15 protein-coding genes are annotated in these 15,323 nt (G+C 54.9%); 6 read left to right on the forward strand and 9 right to left on the reverse strand.

The features are described 5' to 3' along the window. Positions 1-7: 7 nt before the first annotated feature. Positions 8-955, reverse strand: coding sequence for a PhoH family protein (locus HMPREF9141_RS01890; RefSeq protein WP_040554138.1), 948 nt, complete (start codon positions 953-955; stop codon positions 8-10). 792 nt (positions 956-1,747) lie between these two features. Between HMPREF9141_RS01890 and queC the strand changes: the two genes are divergently transcribed. Then, complete coding sequence (gene queC, locus HMPREF9141_RS01900; protein ID WP_007366725.1) at positions 1,748-2,404, forward strand: 7-cyano-7-deazaguanine synthase QueC; 657 nt, start codon at positions 1,748-1,750, stop codon at positions 2,402-2,404. A 505-nt stretch (positions 2,405-2,909) separates the two neighbouring features. Here the strand turns inward: queC and HMPREF9141_RS01905 are convergent. The 6 genes from HMPREF9141_RS01905 to HMPREF9141_RS01930 form a co-directional block, all read right to left on the reverse strand. Next, the gene (locus tag HMPREF9141_RS01905) at positions 2,910-5,330 is read right to left on the reverse strand and encodes a bifunctional dihydroorotate dehydrogenase B NAD binding subunit/NADPH-dependent glutamate synthase (RefSeq protein WP_007366728.1); all 2,421 of its coding nucleotides are present in this window, start codon (positions 5,328-5,330) and stop codon (positions 2,910-2,912) included. A 269-nt stretch (positions 5,331-5,599) separates the two neighbouring features. Continuing rightward, entirely contained in the window at positions 5,600-6,889 is a 1,290-nt protein-coding gene (gene serS, locus HMPREF9141_RS01910) for a serine--tRNA ligase (protein ID WP_007366729.1), read from the reverse strand. Between the two features lie 97 nt (positions 6,890-6,986). Continuing rightward, positions 6,987-7,634 (reverse strand): tetratricopeptide repeat protein, encoded by a 648-nt coding sequence (locus HMPREF9141_RS01915; protein ID WP_040554346.1) that lies wholly within the window; start codon positions 7,632-7,634, stop codon positions 6,987-6,989. 8 nt (positions 7,635-7,642) lie between these two features. Continuing rightward, positions 7,643-8,203 carry a peptide deformylase gene (gene def, locus HMPREF9141_RS01920; protein WP_007366731.1) on the reverse strand — a complete coding sequence of 187 codons (561 nt, stop codon included), beginning with the start codon at positions 8,201-8,203 and terminating at the stop codon, positions 7,643-7,645. Positions 8,204-8,309: 106 nt separating this feature from the next. Continuing rightward, positions 8,310-8,729 carry a Holliday junction resolvase RuvX gene (ruvX, locus tag HMPREF9141_RS01925; protein WP_007366732.1) on the reverse strand — a complete coding sequence of 140 codons (420 nt, stop codon included), beginning with the start codon at positions 8,727-8,729 and terminating at the stop codon, positions 8,310-8,312. Beyond that, a complete protein-coding gene (locus HMPREF9141_RS01930) occupies positions 8,730-9,227 on the reverse strand; it encodes an SPOR domain-containing protein (protein WP_007366733.1) in 498 nt (165 codons plus the stop codon). A gap of 229 nt (positions 9,228-9,456) precedes the next feature. On the opposite strand from HMPREF9141_RS01930, the gene HMPREF9141_RS01935 reads away from it, so the two are divergent. Genes HMPREF9141_RS01935 through HMPREF9141_RS01945 form a run of 3 tightly spaced genes read left to right on the forward strand, consistent with a single transcriptional unit; the run spans position 9,457 to position 10,351 of the window. After that, positions 9,457-9,672 carry a YtxH domain-containing protein gene (locus tag HMPREF9141_RS01935; protein ID WP_007366734.1) on the forward strand — a complete coding sequence of 72 codons (216 nt, stop codon included), beginning with the start codon at positions 9,457-9,459 and terminating at the stop codon, positions 9,670-9,672. A gap of 9 nt (positions 9,673-9,681) precedes the next feature. Further along, a complete protein-coding gene (locus HMPREF9141_RS01940; protein WP_007366735.1) occupies positions 9,682-10,035 on the forward strand; it encodes a phage holin family protein in 354 nt (117 codons plus the stop codon). A 4-nt stretch (positions 10,036-10,039) separates the two neighbouring features. Then, complete coding sequence (locus HMPREF9141_RS01945) at positions 10,040-10,351, forward strand: hypothetical protein (protein ID WP_007366736.1); 312 nt, start codon at positions 10,040-10,042, stop codon at positions 10,349-10,351. A gap of 582 nt (positions 10,352-10,933) precedes the next feature. Here HMPREF9141_RS01945 and HMPREF9141_RS13985 read toward each other — a convergent pair. Continuing rightward, a complete protein-coding gene (locus HMPREF9141_RS13985; RefSeq protein WP_211815392.1) occupies positions 10,934-10,996 on the reverse strand; it encodes a hypothetical protein in 63 nt (20 codons plus the stop codon). 24 nt (positions 10,997-11,020) lie between these two features. Between HMPREF9141_RS13985 and HMPREF9141_RS01950 the strand changes: the two genes are divergently transcribed. Continuing rightward, a complete protein-coding gene (locus tag HMPREF9141_RS01950; protein ID WP_156792402.1) occupies positions 11,021-11,215 on the forward strand; it encodes a hypothetical protein in 195 nt (64 codons plus the stop codon). A gap of 1,323 nt (positions 11,216-12,538) precedes the next feature. Here HMPREF9141_RS01950 and tsaA read toward each other — a convergent pair. Beyond that, complete coding sequence (gene tsaA, locus HMPREF9141_RS01960; protein ID WP_040554140.1) at positions 12,539-13,201, reverse strand: tRNA (N6-threonylcarbamoyladenosine(37)-N6)-methyltransferase TrmO; 663 nt, start codon at positions 13,199-13,201, stop codon at positions 12,539-12,541. 86 nt (positions 13,202-13,287) lie between these two features. Here tsaA and HMPREF9141_RS01965 point away from each other — a divergent pair, with 86 nt between their 5' ends. After that, the gene (locus tag HMPREF9141_RS01965) at positions 13,288-15,276 is read left to right on the forward strand and encodes an OPT family oligopeptide transporter (RefSeq protein ID WP_007366740.1); all 1,989 of its coding nucleotides are present in this window, start codon (positions 13,288-13,290) and stop codon (positions 15,274-15,276) included. The last annotated feature ends 47 nt before the right edge of the window (positions 15,277-15,323 follow it).

Consider the following 15,323-nt stretch of genomic DNA (forward strand, 5'->3'; position numbering starts at 1 on the left):
TAGAGTCCTATCTCTTGTCCGCCTTATCGTGAGCCTCGTAGGCTTTCACGATACGCGTAACCAACTTGTGCCTCACAATGTCCTTCTTGTCGAGCCGTATCACCGAGATGCCCTCCACGTCTCTCAGAATGGCAAGCGCCTCTTTCAGTCCGCTGTTCTCCGCATGGGGAAGGTCGATCTGGGTCAGGTCGCCCGTGATGATCATCTTCGTGTTCCAGCCCATACGAGTGAGGAACATCCGGATCTGCGCCGGTGTCGTGTTCTGCGCTTCATCGAGGATGACGACCGCATCGCTCAGCGTCCGGCCGCGCATGAAAGCCAGGGGAGCGATCTGGATGACGTGCTTGTCCATCATGTCCTGCAGCTTGACGGCGGGGATCATGTCCTCCAGCGCATCGTAGAGCGGCTGCAGATAAGGGTCGATCTTGTCCTTCATGTCGCCCGGCAGGAAGCCGAGCTTCTCACCGGCCTCTACGGCCGGGCGCGAGAGGATGATCTTCTTGGCGGCCTTCTCCTTGAGCGCCTTCACCGCCAGGGCGATGCTGAGGTAAGTCTTTCCCGTTCCGGCAGGGCCGACGGCGAAAATCATGTCGTTCTTCTCGAAGGCGTCGATGAGCCGCTGCTGGTTCTCCGACCGTCCCTTGATGGGTCTACCCGTCACAGAATAGACAAGGACGTCCTTGACCGCATCGGCCTTGGTCTTCCGACCTTTCACAATATCAAGGATATCCTCTTCCGTCAGGGTGTTATACCGCTCCACATGGCTGCGCATGGTCTCGATGTCCTCCTCTATCTTGGCCATCTCCTCTTCGTCGCCCAAGATCCGGACGACATTGTCGCGCGCGACAATCCGCAGCTTGGGGAAGAGCGACTTGATCATCTGAAGATGGCCGTTGCCGACTCCATAGAAGACGACCGGGTCTATATCCTCAAGAACTATATGCTTTTCTATCAACTTCTTCAGCTTTATATTCGCACGCAAAGTTACTATAAAATCGTGACACTCGCAAATTATTCTTCCAAAGTTTCCAAGCCTTGTCTTTCCTCTGCTCAAAGTACTTGTACAGAGGAGGTTGTATCTTCCGGGGATTTCCCGCATGAATTTCAGCAGGCAGATGCCTCCCGGACAGATTGCCGCCAGGGGATGGCCGGCCGCTCATCTGCCGCCCGGCCGCAAAGAAGAGCCGAACGAAGGAGTATGCGACGCTCCCTCCCGTGTCCTGTGCCAACGCAATCCATGTCGAATGAAGAAAGAGATAGGCGTCCGTTCTGTCCGTTAAATTTACCATCATGCAGAACAGCGGAAAGATGAAACCAGCAAAAGCCGTCAACAGAAGACAGAACTGAAGAAAACGAAATCCACTGGAAGTCGGATCTTTCATAACCAGTTCATAAACAGGAACATAGGAAACACCGAGGAAACAAGGCCTGATAACGTTGCAAGCAAGCGTCAGTTGGGCTCCAAACAAGCACTACTTGAACCGTTGAAAGGCGTTACTTGGAAGGCTGGCAGCGGCAGGCTGAAATGGAAGCGGCTTCCCCGACTTCTCCGGTGCATATCGCTGCGATAGAATGCGGGTGCTTTTATTGTCAGGAATGTATAGTTTTTTCATGCAGATCAATAAATACTTTTAATCGAGGTACACCCGCCTGTCCGGGGGATCCAAATGCACCCTGATTTTTCCCGCCGATACATTTGGCGGAAACCTCATGTTTTGGTAAATTTGCAGGAAAAAACAGATCAAAAATGAAAGATTCGGTTATCATTGTCAGCGGCGGACTGGATTCCGTCACATTGCTGTACGACAAGGCGGAAGAGATCGCACTGGCCATTTCGTTCGACTACGGACAGAATCACGGTGCCAGGGAGCTGCCCTTTGCGGAATATCACTGCACGAAACTGGGCATTCCCCATATCACCATTCCGCTGTCGTTCATGCACCGGTATTTCAAAAGCTCACTCCTCGACGGTGCGGAAGCCATTCCGGAGGGACACTATGCGGAAGAAAACATGAAATCGACGGTCGTCCCTTTCCGCAACGGCATCATGCTGGCGATCGCCACAGGCATTGCCGAGAGCCACGGACTGAAACGTGTGTACATTGCCAACCACGGCGGAGACCATACCATCTATCCGGACTGCCGTCCGGATTTCATCCGGGCGATGGATGGCGCGGCGACAGCGGGGACTTTCGTCAACGTGCGCATTGAAGCACCCTACACGAATATCACCAAGGCGGATATCGTGCGCCGTGGAACAGCCTTGGACATCGATTACTCCAAGACCTGGAGCTGCTATAAGGGGGCTGACCTCCATTGCGGGAAATGCGGGACGTGCGTGGAGCGTAAGGAAGCCTTTCAGGAAGCCGGAGTAAACGACCCTACGGAGTACGAACCGGCCTGACCCGTACACGGAAGGGAAGCGTCATCGCTTAAGTTTCTTGCTGCATACTTAGAGGCTTTCTCCGTCATGTCCGGCGCATCAGAGGCCGGTGCCGACCGCCGGCTTTCACGGACAACCGGTTGCTGTCCGGCAAGTTCTTCCGTACAGGCTCCCCAACCGCCTCTTTTTCTGATATGAGGCCTCTGCAGAACGCTATTTGCATCAAGACCGTACATTTGATCATCACCGGCTTACGCTTTCCGAGCGTTTCCCGCAAGGGAGTTCGGCAGAGATCCCGATATAGGATAGTGACAGGAAAGAAACCGGCATCCCGGCTCCTGCCGATGTGCGGGTGTCCGTCACGCATCGTACCGGCTGCACACACCAGCTGCGCCGGGCATCCGCACCTTTACAATACGGGGTTCCTCAATGGCAGCCTGCCGCCGTTCTCCCTTGTACTCCATCAAGAAAAAGGCCGGACTGGGAACACCAGTCCGGCCTTTTTTAATTCTGTCCTCGACAACCATCAACTGCCGGCTGTCAGCCTTTCCGCCATGTTCGCAGCGGCTCTTCTGCCGTCGCCCATGGCGAGGATGACCGTGGCTCCGCCACGTACAATGTCGCCGCCGGCATAGATCTCCGGCTGTGAACTCTGCATCTGCTCGTTGACGACGATGGTGTCTTTCCGACCCAGTTCCAGTCCTTTGATTGATTTCGGAACCAACGGATTGGGCGACACACCGACGGCAACGATCACCTGGTCGCAGTCAACAGTGATGGTCTCGCCCGTCGTCTCCGGACGGCGACGTCCGCTTGCATCCGGTTCTCCGAGCCTCATCACATCCAGAACCGCTGCACACACACGCCCTTTCTCGTCGGCCTTGTATTCCTTGGGATTATGCAGTGTGAGGAAATGGATGCCCTCTTCCTTCGCATGCTTCACCTCTTCCAGCCGTGCCGGCATCTCGGCTTCCGAACGTCGGTAGACAAGGGTTACATCAGCCCCCAGCCGCTTGGCGGTGCGGCAGGAGTCCATCGCCGTGTTGCCTCCGCCGATGACAAGCACCTTCCTGCCTATTATGATAGGCGTGTCGGTCTCCGGATTGGCGGCATCCATGAGGTTGATACGTGTCAGATACTCATTGCTTGAGAGGATGTTGATGGCGTTCTCTCCCGGAATCCCCATGAAGTTGGGCAGTCCTGCCCCCGACCCGACGAATATGCCCTTGAATCCCTTTTCTTTCAGATCGGCGACGCTGATGGTCTTGCCCACGATGGTGTCGGTCTGGAAGTGAACCCCCATGCGGCGGAGATTCTCTATCTCCACATCGACAATCCTGTTCGGCAGACGGAACTCGGGGATTCCGTATTTCAACACGCCGCCTATCTCGTGCAATGCCTCGAAGACATAGACTTCAAAGCCCCGCTTCACCATGTCGCCGGCAAAACTCAGTCCGGCAGGACCGGAACCCACGACAGCCACCTTGATTCCGTTAGAGGGCGCGATGTCAGGCAGTGCCACGTGCCCGCTCTCCCGTTCATAGTCGGCAGCGAAGCGTTCCAGATAGCCGATGGCGACCGCCGGCGAGTTCATCTTCAGGTGGATGCAGCGGCTCTCGCACTGCTTCTCCTGCGGACAGACCCGCCCGCATACGGCCGGCAATGCCGATGTCTCCTTGAGGACTCTGGCGGCTTCCAGGAAATGTCCCCGCTCGATGTTCTTAATGAAGTCGGGGATGTGGATGTTCACAGGGCATCCCTCCACGCAGGACGGCTTCGGACAGTCGAGACAGCGTTTCGCCTCCTGCATGGCCATCTCAGGGGTCAGACCGATGTTCACCTCTTCCAGACGGGTCGTGGCGCGGTAGGCAGGATCAAGCTCCGGCATCTTCACCCGCTCTATGGCGGTACGCTCCTTGGGCTTAAGTGCCTTGCGCAGTGCCTTGCGCCAATCCCCCTCCGACACCCCGGAAAGAGAGGAAGAGTGATTTTCAGCAGCCCCTTCCCGGGCAGAACCATCAGCCTTTCCTGTCTCTACGGAAGCAGCAGAAGCGGCTTTCCCTGCATCTACTCCGCCTTTCACCGTCTTTCCGTCAGCTCCTGTCTCCGCAGCGTCCCCGACCAGACTTTCCTTTCCTTCCGAAGGTTCTGGAGCCGTCTCGATCTCTTTGAACGTTCCCATCCGCTTGAACATCTCGTCCCAATCGACGAGGTCGCCGTCGAACTCCGGTCCGTCAATGCAGACAAAGCGGGTCTTGCCGCCGATGGTCAGCCGGCAGGCGCCGCACATCCCGGTACCGTCCACCATGATGGTATTGAGCGAAACGTCGTTGGGAATGCCGTATTTCTTTGCCAGAAGAGACGTGAACTTCATCATGACAGGAGGTCCGATTGCCAGTACCTTGTCGACGTGTTCCCGCTGTATCACTTTCTCGACCCCCACGGTGACGACTCCCTTCTCGCCGTAGGATCCGTCATCGGTCATGATGATGACCTCATCAGAATACTTCTTCACGTCATCCACCATGATGACCAGTTCCCGGGTCCGTCCGGCAAGGACAGAGATGACCTTGTTGCCTGCCTGCTTCAATGCGGTGAGGATGGGGAGGATGGCTGCGATGCCGATTCCTCCTCCGGCACAGACGACAGTACCGTAGTTCTCTATGCGGGAAGGCGTGCCGAGCGGTCCGACAATGTCGTGCAGCTCATCACCGACATTCAGCCGGCAGAGCTTCGTAGAGGATTTCCCCACCTCCTGTATGACCATGGTGAGTGTCCCTTTCACGGGATCAGACTTGGCGATCGTGTAAGGGACACGCTCGCTGCGGTTGTCAACACGCACGATGATGAAATTGCCGGGACGGCAACTCCGTGCGATAAGCGGTGCTTCCACCTCCAGGCAGAACACCTTCTCTGAAAACTGTTGTTTGCGGATAATCTTGTTCATGGGTAACAAAGTATCTCATCTTCCGCCTCTCTCCGCATGACTGTCGGAGGAAAAATCTGTCGGATGAGGTTGTTTTAAAAGGTGATTATAGGTTTTTGTATGTCTCTTTGATCGATTCTGGGAGAGAGGAGAATCCCCTGCCGGGGAAGGTCGTCCGTACGGGGAGGGGAAGAAAGGCAGCCCCCGTCCGCACGCAAGAGAGAGGATAAGAGGAGCGGAAGCCCCCCGTCCGCCACCCTCTCCATGCAGAGAGGGAGCGGGAAGGAGGCTCAGTCCATCTTCTCATCCAGCATCTCGAAGCCGCAGTAAGGCACGAGTACCTTCGGCACCCGGACACCCTCCGGAGTCTGGTTGTTCTCGATGATGGCCGCCACGATACGCGGCAGGGCGAGCGCCGAGCCGTTCAGCGTATGGCAGAGTTCTATCTTCTTGTCGTCGGCATGACGGTAGCGGCAGTGCAGGCGGTTGGCCTGATAGCTCTCGAAGTTAGACACGCTGGAGACTTCCAGCCAGCGTTCCTGTGCCGCACTCCATACCTCGAAGTCATAGCAGATGGCAGACGTGAAGCTCATGTCGCCGCCGCAGAGACGCAGGATGTGGTAAGGCAGCTCCAGCTTCTTCAGCAGCCCTTCGACGTGCTCCAGCATCTCATCCAGGGAAGCGTAAGAATGCTCCGGCTTGTCGATGCGGACGATCTCCACCTTGTCGAACTGGTGCAGACGGTTCAGTCCGCGTACATCCTTGCCATAGCTCCCTGCCTCCCGACGGAAACAGGCGGAGTAGGCGCAACGCTTGACAGGCAGATCCTGCTCATCGAGGATCTCATCACGGAAGATATTGGTCACCGGCACCTCAGCCGTCGGGATAAGGTATAGGTCGTCGAGATTGGCATGGTACATCTGCCCCTCCTTGTCGGGCAGCTGACCCGTGCCAAGCCCTGAGTCCTGGTTCACCACCAATGGCGGCTGCACCTCCAGATAGCCGCTCTTGCGCGCTTCATCGAGGAAGAAGGCCTCCAGGGCACGCTGGAAACGTGCCATCTTGCCGATATAAAGCGGGAATCCCGCCCCGGTGATCTTCACGCCGAGGTCGAAGTCTACCAGATTAAACTTCTTCAGCAGATCCCAGTGGCACAGCGCATCCGCAGGCAGGTCGGGCTTCTGCCCGCCCTCTTTCACAACGACATTGTCGCTGGCATCCTTGCCCTCCGGGACGTCGTCGTTGGGAATGTTCGGAATGGTCAGCAGCACGTCCGTCATGTCTTTCTGTGCCTTCTCCATGATTTCCTGAAGCGCCTTGTCGGCCGACTTCAGTTCTGCCACCTCTTCCTTTATGCTGTCAGCTTCGTTCTTCTTCCCCTCTTTCATCAGTCCGCCGATCTGTCTGGAGAGCTGGTTCTGCTTCTGCTTGTTCGTATCGAGCTTCTGCTGAGTCTCACGACGCAGACGGTCATATTCCAACACTTTCTCAACTGCCTCGCGCGCACCGCTGAAGTGTTTCTTCTCCAGTCCTTTGATGACACGTTCGGTCTCTTCGCTGATGAGCTTTAATGTAAGCATAATTTCTTTTCTTTATTAATTCGTTTCTGAGAGCAAAGTTACAAAAAAATCTTCTATAATCCAACAACATTTGTCCTACTTAATTTAAACAGGAGCATCACCGTCGGACCGGCAGCCGGACAAGCGGTCTGTTTTTCATCAGGACGGATCCGCCGTCCCCTTCCGTCTGCAATCCCGGCAATGCCGGCAGCGGCGGTCCGCCCGGACGGACAGGCTGCGGCCTGGGCCTGCGGCCGGCGAGGATGTCTGCACGCAGCAGAGCCGCCGTATCGAAGGAACGCCAGCGGCGGAGAATATAATCCAGCTGGCGGAGAGCGGCCTGCCTGTCACCGGCCTGATAAAGGCTGTAAGCACGGTTAAACCAGTAATCCCGGTTGTCGGAACAGATGTCCAGGGCATGGGTGTAGGCGACAACGGCACTGTCGTAATGCCCCTCGCGGATACTGACCATGCCGTAAAGATCATAGATTTCGGCGATATAAGGCTGCAGCGCCAGCGCACGGCGACAATCTCCGTCTGCTCCTTTATAGTCCTCAAGATGATACTTCGCCAGCGCCATCAGGTACCAGGCCTCATAGAGATTGGGCTTCAGGGCGACGATGCGGGAGAAGAGCTGCATGGAAGTAACATAATATCCTTGGTCGAGCGTCCGCCTCCCCTCCTCCATCATCTTCCGGATGTTGTACTGGGCGGCCGACGGCATTGCCAGCAGGCATAGCAAGGCTACTACGATACCACGCACCATCATCGGATTTACCTGCGTGGGACCTTCACACGATAGCCGCAGCGGACCTTGCCCTGCAGAAGCGCCTTCAGCTTGCCGCTGATCATCTGCCTGCGGAAGGCGGAGAGGCGGTCCGTAAAGACACGTCCTTCAAGATGGTCGAACTCATGCTGGATGACACGCGCAAGGTAGCCGTCCACCCACTCGTCGTGCTCCTTGAGGTGCTCGTCAAGATACTTCACGTGGATGCGTTTTGCCCGGGTCACCGACTCGTGGATGCCGGGCAGCGAGAGACAGCCCTCCTCCATCGTCTCCGTCTCCGAGTCGTCGAGCTCGAGGATGTGTCCGTTGATGAAAGCATGGCGGAAGTCCTTGTATTCCGGGAAAGTATCAGAAAGGACATCCAGGTCGATCACGACGACCCGGACAGACTTCCCGATCTGCGGGGCCGCCAGACCGACGCCATCGCTGGCGGTGTTGGTCTCAAACATATTCTGAATCAGCTCGGGGAGGTCGGGATAGTCGAGGGGAATGTCCTCTGCGACCTTCCGCAGCACCGGCTGACCGTATGTGTAAATGGGTAATACCATATTGATTCTTTTTCTTGTTAAGCGCAATGCGGAAAGGCGGGAGAGCAGGAGACGGCGGCGGCGACAGACCGCCGGCACCTTTCATCAGCCGTCAGCCTGTCATCCGTCAGATTCCCTTGGCCTTCATGTAATCCTGGAGGATGATCGTCGCCGAAATCTCGTCCACGAGGCCTTTGTTTTCCCGCCGCGTCTTCTTCTTCACTCCTCCGGCAATCAGGGCCTGATGGGCGAGGACAGACGTGAAGCGTTCGTCATAATAGTCAATGGGCAGCTCTGGATGCGCCTTGCGCCAGCGGTTGACAAACTGCTCGACGCGGACGAGATTCTCGCTCGGCTCACCGCTGGGCTGCACAGGCCTCCCGATGACGAGCCGATCCACGGGCTCTTCCGCTATATACTGCGTGAGGAAATCGAAAAGTCCGGACGTAGCAACGGTCGCCAGCCCGTTGGCGATGATGCGCAACGGGTCGGTGACCGCTAATCCTGTACGTTTCTTTCCGTAATCGATTGCTAAGATTCTGCCCATTTACCTGGAGAGCAGCCACGCATCGGCATAAGTGGCACGGAGCTGGTTCCGGCTCTGGACGGCAGAGGCCTTGCTGTCGTACGTAGAAGCTACCACGCGATACATATTGTTGCCGGCATTGTAGGCCACCTGTGCATCGTATCCGGCACTTCTGAGACGCTGCTGCAGACCCTCGGCATTGGCCTTTATGCTGAACGAGCCGACAACAACGCTGTAAGCCTTCAGGCCTGCGCCATTGACAACCGACACATTCTCGCGGCGGACCGGCTCGTTGTCGTAGTTGTCGACAACAGGCGTCTGGGTGACAGGCTGTGTCTCGACCGGCGCTACGACGGGAGTCTCCTGCTGGGCGGCATTGTCGTCATTGTCGGCAGCCGCCTGATGATCCTGCGCCTTTGCCTTCTCGTATGCCTTCTTGTATGCGCTCTCGCTGGATTTGCAGCCCGTGAAGGCCATCGCCACACACATCGCAGCACCCAAAACCATAAATTTCTTCATAATCCTTTAGTTATTTATTGGTTATACTTATTGTTCTGCTTTTATCGTGCGAAGTTACGAAATAAGAAGCAGAAGTGAAAAAATAACGCATCTAAAGTTTGTTAAATAAAGAATTTGCAAGTTTTTTAACACAAAATAGGCCGGTCTGTATTGCCGGTATAAGAAAGTTTGTCTATATTTGCGATTGAATAGGAACAAACATTACTCACAATAAAAACAACAATAGATTATGAAGACATTAGGTTACATCGGCGCGTTTCTCTGTGGCAGCATCACAGGAGCGGCTTTAGGACTTCTGCTGGCTCCGGAAAAGGGAACCGACACACGTACAAAGATTGCTGACGCAGTAGACGACTTCTGCAAGAAGCACGACATCAAGCTCAGCCGCAAGGAAGCTGACGATTTCGTCGAAGACATCAAGGATGCGGCTGCTGAAGCCCTCTAACACGCAGAGATGTTCTCCAACGACAGAAACGTAGAGACAATAGCACAGCTCATCGAAGTGCTGAAACATTACATCGGGCTTCAGTCGGAGTACGTGAAGCTCGATGTAATAGAGAAAGTGGTCCGGCTGCTGACGGTACTGACCGTAGTGGCGGTCTTCTGCATCATTCTCTTCATCTCGCTCATCTATCTCTCCTTCGCCGCTGCATACGCCCTGCAGCCGCTGGTGGGATCGTTCATCGGGGCCTTTCTCCTTGTCGGCGGCTTTTATCTGCTGATGCTCATTGTCTTTGTCACACTGCGGCACAGACTGGTCGAACGCCCTCTGGTAAGGTTCCTGGGGAGTCTCTTCATGTCAAAATAGGCTTATGACCAACCAGAATACACACCCTGATTCCGAATACCGTACACTGAACGACATCCGGCTGCGCAAGGCACAGCTGCGTACGGACATCATCAAGGACGGCAAGAGGATTGCCGGACTCTGGAACGAGCTTGTACACAAGCCGAAAGCCAAGAACACCCCCACGCAACGCTTCTCCGGCGCCGTCAGCACGGGTGCCGGCATCCTGGACGGACTGATCTTAGGCTGGAAACTGTACCGGACCTTCGGAGGCAGGCGGTCAGGGAACTTCCTCGGCAAGAACGGATTCAGCCTGTTCAGGAAGAAGAAGGGTTGAGCAGGACGGCTGCCGGACCGGCTGACAGAGGGAGACAAGTCCGACAGACGGACGAACAGCATGACCACAAGGAGCAAGGACCGCGAAGCCGACAGAGAGATGAACAGCCGGCGGCTCTGGAAACAAGGTAAAGAACGACGGCATTCCCCAAATGCCCATGACAGATAAACAGCAGGGACAGCTGTCCCCCGCCTGTCCGTAAAACAGACCGTTTGCAGACAGACGGGAGAAAGTCGTCCCTGCTCCGGATATTACCCTCACGGTTTTCCTCTATGCCAGAGGTCCGGTTCTTCCGTTAAATGCGCGGACGCTTTTCGTATAGCCTGACGAAAGAACCGAAACTATTCATTAAACAGAAACATGAGGGTGTGTCAAAATGCAAATACCATTTCGAGAATCTTACAGTTTGAAACAATTCATTAAAAATGACCATTTCCGTACTCGATTCTGAGTAAAGAAATGGTCTTTTCTTTGCTTTTAGGAAAGCCTGGTTCTTCCGTTTTTCGGGTTGATAAGGTTGGTGATCATCCTACATCGACGGTCTCATCCTTTAATTCCAATAACAGCGGATTGAAGTATTCATTATCCTATTCCATACCCTTTTCTCTTTAGGATCTTTATTCTGTTGTTTGTTCCTTCTAACACTGCATTGGTAACGTGATGCCCAAGATGTCACCAACTACACCAGAGGAGATGTTGAGGAAAGAGCGTGAAATGATGCAAGAGCTGCTTTTGTCTATGCCAGAACAAATGATTGACGGGGTAACAAAACGATTGTATGAACCCCAAACAAAAGAAAGCAAAGCAATGAAAGTAAGATTGAGTAGTACTGATATTCTGGAGATTGGTCACTTATCAACCTGAAAAACGGAAGAACCGAGAAAATGATGTCCCTTGCCAGGTTACTGTCTCCAGCCCCTATGGAAAATGACTGCGAACCGGCCGTCAACATACATTGATACTATGTGAAATACCCTGCTGATAAAGTGTTTAAATAACTTTGCAAGTGGAAATAGAGCTGAATAGCAAAAGTGGAAACTTTAGCAATATAAGACATTGACATTTGTTAGTCCCAACATCACCACACAGAACATTCCTTTTACAAGATGGTGACAGGAAACGATAAAAGCCCTCGACAATACTATGGTACCGGAAGTTGTCCTCGAACTGTTCAAGGCAATAGAGGTGGAGATTTTCGAGGATGAACTTGCGTTGTTCCTAATAAACATTTATATTTGCATTAAAATAAACATTAGATTTATGGAACTGATACAAGGCATATCTTTTATTATAGCACTCGTTCTCATGCCGATTTTATGCAGAGGGCATGGTCTCGTCATTAAATTACTTTACCTCGTCTGCATGACGTTGCTGACCCCGATATTCGGATATCCAGTCTACCGGTACATCATGAGTCACTAAAAGGATGTCCTTTCGTTCATGACCGTCTGTTACTAAAGTTTTATTATCATCCGCCGATACAAAGACCTTCCGCAACTTATCAACCCGAAAAGCGGAAGAACCGGAAACCTGCTTATAGTTTGAAAGTTGTCAGGTTATTAATTTGCATTTTGACACACCCTCGTCTATTCTATTATCCTCCTCCGATAAAAAAGCCTTTTCAACTTAATACGCTGAAATACAGATAAGATTTTGAAAAGTCATTACATAATTTCAAACAGATCATCTGCAAATAAAAAGAATACGTACAAAAAGCAGGTTTGTAACCAGCAGTAAACCAATTGGTTGTCAAGTCGTTCGTAAAAGGTGCTTGATTGGACTTCAAAAGGGCGTTGGTAACATGCTAAGAGAGCACCCCTTGCAGGTCAATCAGGCATCTTTTAGAAGCCAGAAGAGCACGTGTCGGCTTTGATTGCATGAAAACAGTTTACAAACACCGATGATATGGGAATAAGTTGTTTGTAGAAGACGGAAAGACAGGCTGATGGCCAGGCATCGTATCAATAAACCCGCCGGACCGTCTCCTGTCGATGTGCCGATGCTCCGCACCAGGTGTGTCGAGGCTGAGCACCAGGCGTGCGGAGGGTAAACACCCAATGTGCGGAAGGCAAACACGCTGACAACCTGTCCCCGGGAGCGGAGAGGAAACCTGACAGGACTCTGAAAAGCGAGAGCGGACGGCTGACACACAGAAGGTACGCCTCACCTCTCTTCACCCTCCCGGCCTCATCTTACCCCGACAACCTCCAGCACGCCGTCCTCCACCCTGAACCGCACCTCTTTGCCGCCGAACGGCATGCCATAGATACGGCCGGCATCGTGCTGGTACTGCGGCCGCGGGTCCTGGGCAAGCACCTCTTTCAGGGCTGCAAGCTCCTCCGCACCGAACAGCCTTGCCATCTCATCGGGAACAGTCACAGACAGGAGCTGCCATGCCTTCTTGTCCGTAAAACCGCCTTTGGCTTCCGGATGGCTGTCAACGTAAGGGATGTAAGGCTTCACATCGTAGACGGGTGTCCCGTCCATCAGGTCGGCACCGGCGACCTCTATCTCTCCGTCCATGATCCGCCGGATGCGGACAGACGACAGGCCGAGCCCGTTCGGGCGGAAAGGCGACCGTGTGGCAAACACGCCCAGCCGCACATTGCCGCCCAGACGGGGAGGACGTACCGTGAGCTGCACGCCATCGGAGGATCGGTTGGCCGAGAAGCCCCAGACCAGCCAGAGATAATCGAAGCCTTCCAGCCCGCGCAGTGCCTCTTCACGCCGGTAGGGAGGTTCAAAGACTATCCTGCCGACAAGGCTGCCGGCCAGTCCGCTCTGCCGTGGGATGCCGAACTTCGAGGTCAGCGGAGAGCGGAAAAAGGCAATGGGTTTGATTTCTTTCATGCTGACAAAGGTAATATTTTGCTGTGAACTGATACAGGATAAACGAATTTTATTTATCTTTGCAAGCAAATAATACTATTCAGACAATGGAAAATAAAGCGAACCAGAACATTGAACTGCCTGAAAACGCCTTCAGGGAGCTGAAAGACGGCGAGACATACGAACCGGTCATGTCGCCGCAGAAGACCTACCGGGAGGTGAGTCCGTGGTCGGTCACGTGGGGAATCCTCATGGCCGTGCTCTTCTCGGCAGCCGCCGCCTACCTCGGACTGAAGGTGGGGCAGGTGTTTGAGGCTGCCATACCGATCGCCATCATCGCCATCGGCCTGTCGTCCGCCACGAAGCGGAAGAACGCATTGGGCGAGAACGTCATCATCCAGAGCATCGGTGCCTGCTCGGGTGCCGTCGTGGCAGGCGGCATCTTCGTCATGCCGGCCATCTATATGCTCGACCTGCAGGCCGACTTCTTCAAGATTTTCATTGCCGCCGCACTGGGCGGTGTGCTGGGCATTCTCTTTCTGATTCCTTTCCGCAAATACTTCGTCAAGGACCAGCACGGCAGATATCCTTTCCCCGAGGCCACGGCAACGACACAGGTGCTCGTGAGCGGCGAGAGGGGCGGAAGCCAGGCGAAGCCGCTGCTCATGGCGGGCCTGGTGGGCGGTCTCTACGACTTCGCCGTGGCGACCTTCGGCTGGTGGAACGAGAACGTGACCAGCCGCATGATCGGCTTCGGCGAAACGGTTGCCGACAAGGCGAAGCTCGTCTTCAAGGTGAATACAGGTGCCGCCGTCCTCGGACTGGGTTACATCATCGGGCTGAAATACGCCTTCATCATCTGCATGGGTTCGCTTACCGTCTGGTGGCTCATCGTGCCGGGCATGGCTCTCGTCTTCCCCGACACCGTACTGAACCAGTGGGATCCGTCCGTCACGACAGCCGTCGGACAGATGGCGCCGGAAGCCATCTTCAAGGCCTATGCACGCTCCATCGGCATCGGCGGCATCGCCATGTCGGGCATCATCGGCATCGTGAAGTCGTGGGGCATCATCAAGGGCGCCGTCGGACTGGCGGCCCGTGAGATGAAAGGGAAAGGCAGCGGACAGGACGAAGTCATCCGCACGCAGCGCGACATCTCGTTCAAGATCATCGCCTTCGGGAGCATCGCCACGCTTATCGTGACCTTCCTCTTCTTCTATCTGGGCGTGATGGACTTCAATCTCCTCCATGCCGTCGTGGGCATTCTCCTTGTGGCCGTCATCGCCTTCCTCTTCACTACGGTGGCCGCCAACGCCATTGCCATCGTGGGCAGCAACCCGGTATCGGGCATGACGCTCATGACGCTGATTCTTGCTTCCGTCGTCATGGTGGCCGTAGGACTGAAAGGCAACGCCGGAATGCTGGCGGCCCTGCTGATGGGCGGCGTGGTCTGCACGGCACTGTCGATGGCAGGCTCGTTCATCACCGACCTGAAGATCGGCTACTGGCTCGGGACGACACCGAAGAAGCAGGAGACCTGGAAGTTCCTCGGCACGGTCATCTCTGCAGCGACGGTCGCCGGCGTGATGATTGTCCTCGACAAGACCTACGGCTTCAACTCGGGCAAGCTCGCCGCTCCGCAGGCCAATGCGATGGCGGCAGTCATCAAGCCGCTGATGAGCGGACAGGGCGCGCCGTGGGTGCTCTACGGCATCGGCGCTGTCATCGCCCTCGTGCTCGACCGCTGCAAAGTGCCGGCCCTGGCGTTTTCCCTGGGTATGTTCATTCCGCTGGAACTGAACATTCCGCTGCTGGTAGGCGGTGCGGTGAACTGGTACGTGACCACCCGCTCCAAGGACGAGGCCATCAACAAGGCGCGCGGCGACAAGGGTACGCTGCTGGCCTCGGGCTTCATTGCCGGCGGTGCGCTGATGGGTGTCGTCTCTGCGCTGCTGAAGTTCGGCGGCATCGAGTGTGATTATTCCGCCTGGTGGGAAAACCACCTCTCCGAGCTGCTTTCGCTCGTGGCATACGCCGCATTGATTCTCTTTTTCATCCTGGCCACCCGGCCGGACAAGAGAGAGAAGGCCGCATAAGAAACAGAAGCCCCCCGCCTCTCCGTATAGCTGTGTGCTGCGGAAAG

This window comes from Prevotella multiformis DSM 16608 (genome assembly GCF_000191065.1).
GTDB lineage: Bacteria > Bacteroidota > Bacteroidia > Bacteroidales > Bacteroidaceae > Prevotella > Prevotella multiformis.

Excerpts from the sequence above, each read along its gene's own strand:
- HMPREF9141_RS01945 (WP_007366736.1), top strand. The coding sequence starts at position 10,040 with ATGACCAACCAGAATACACACCCTGATTCCGAATACCGTACACTGAAC.
- HMPREF9141_RS01905 (WP_007366728.1), bottom strand. The coding sequence starts at position 5,330 with ATGAACAAGATTATCCGCAAACAACAGTTTTCAGAGAAGGTGTTCTGC.
- tsaA (WP_040554140.1), bottom strand. The coding sequence starts at position 13,201 with ATGAAAGAAATCAAACCCATTGCCTTTTTCCGCTCTCCGCTGACCTCG.
- ruvX (WP_007366732.1), bottom strand. The coding sequence starts at position 8,729 with ATGGGCAGAATCTTAGCAATCGATTACGGAAAGAAACGTACAGGATTA.
- HMPREF9141_RS01915 (WP_040554346.1), bottom strand. The coding sequence starts at position 7,634 with ATGGTGCGTGGTATCGTAGTAGCCTTGCTATGCCTGCTGGCAATGCCG.
- HMPREF9141_RS01935 (WP_007366734.1), top strand. The coding sequence starts at position 9,457 with ATGAAGACATTAGGTTACATCGGCGCGTTTCTCTGTGGCAGCATCACA.
- HMPREF9141_RS01940 (WP_007366735.1), top strand. The coding sequence starts at position 9,682 with ATGTTCTCCAACGACAGAAACGTAGAGACAATAGCACAGCTCATCGAA.
- HMPREF9141_RS01950 (WP_156792402.1), top strand. The coding sequence starts at position 11,021 with ATGTCACCAACTACACCAGAGGAGATGTTGAGGAAAGAGCGTGAAATG.
- HMPREF9141_RS01965 (WP_007366740.1), top strand. The coding sequence starts at position 13,288 with ATGGAAAATAAAGCGAACCAGAACATTGAACTGCCTGAAAACGCCTTC.
- def (WP_007366731.1), bottom strand. The coding sequence starts at position 8,203 with ATGGTATTACCCATTTACACATACGGTCAGCCGGTGCTGCGGAAGGTC.
- queC (WP_007366725.1), top strand. The coding sequence starts at position 1,748 with ATGAAAGATTCGGTTATCATTGTCAGCGGCGGACTGGATTCCGTCACA.
- serS (WP_007366729.1), bottom strand. The coding sequence starts at position 6,889 with ATGCTTACATTAAAGCTCATCAGCGAAGAGACCGAACGTGTCATCAAA.
- HMPREF9141_RS01930 (WP_007366733.1), bottom strand. The coding sequence starts at position 9,227 with ATGAAGAAATTTATGGTTTTGGGTGCTGCGATGTGTGTGGCGATGGCC.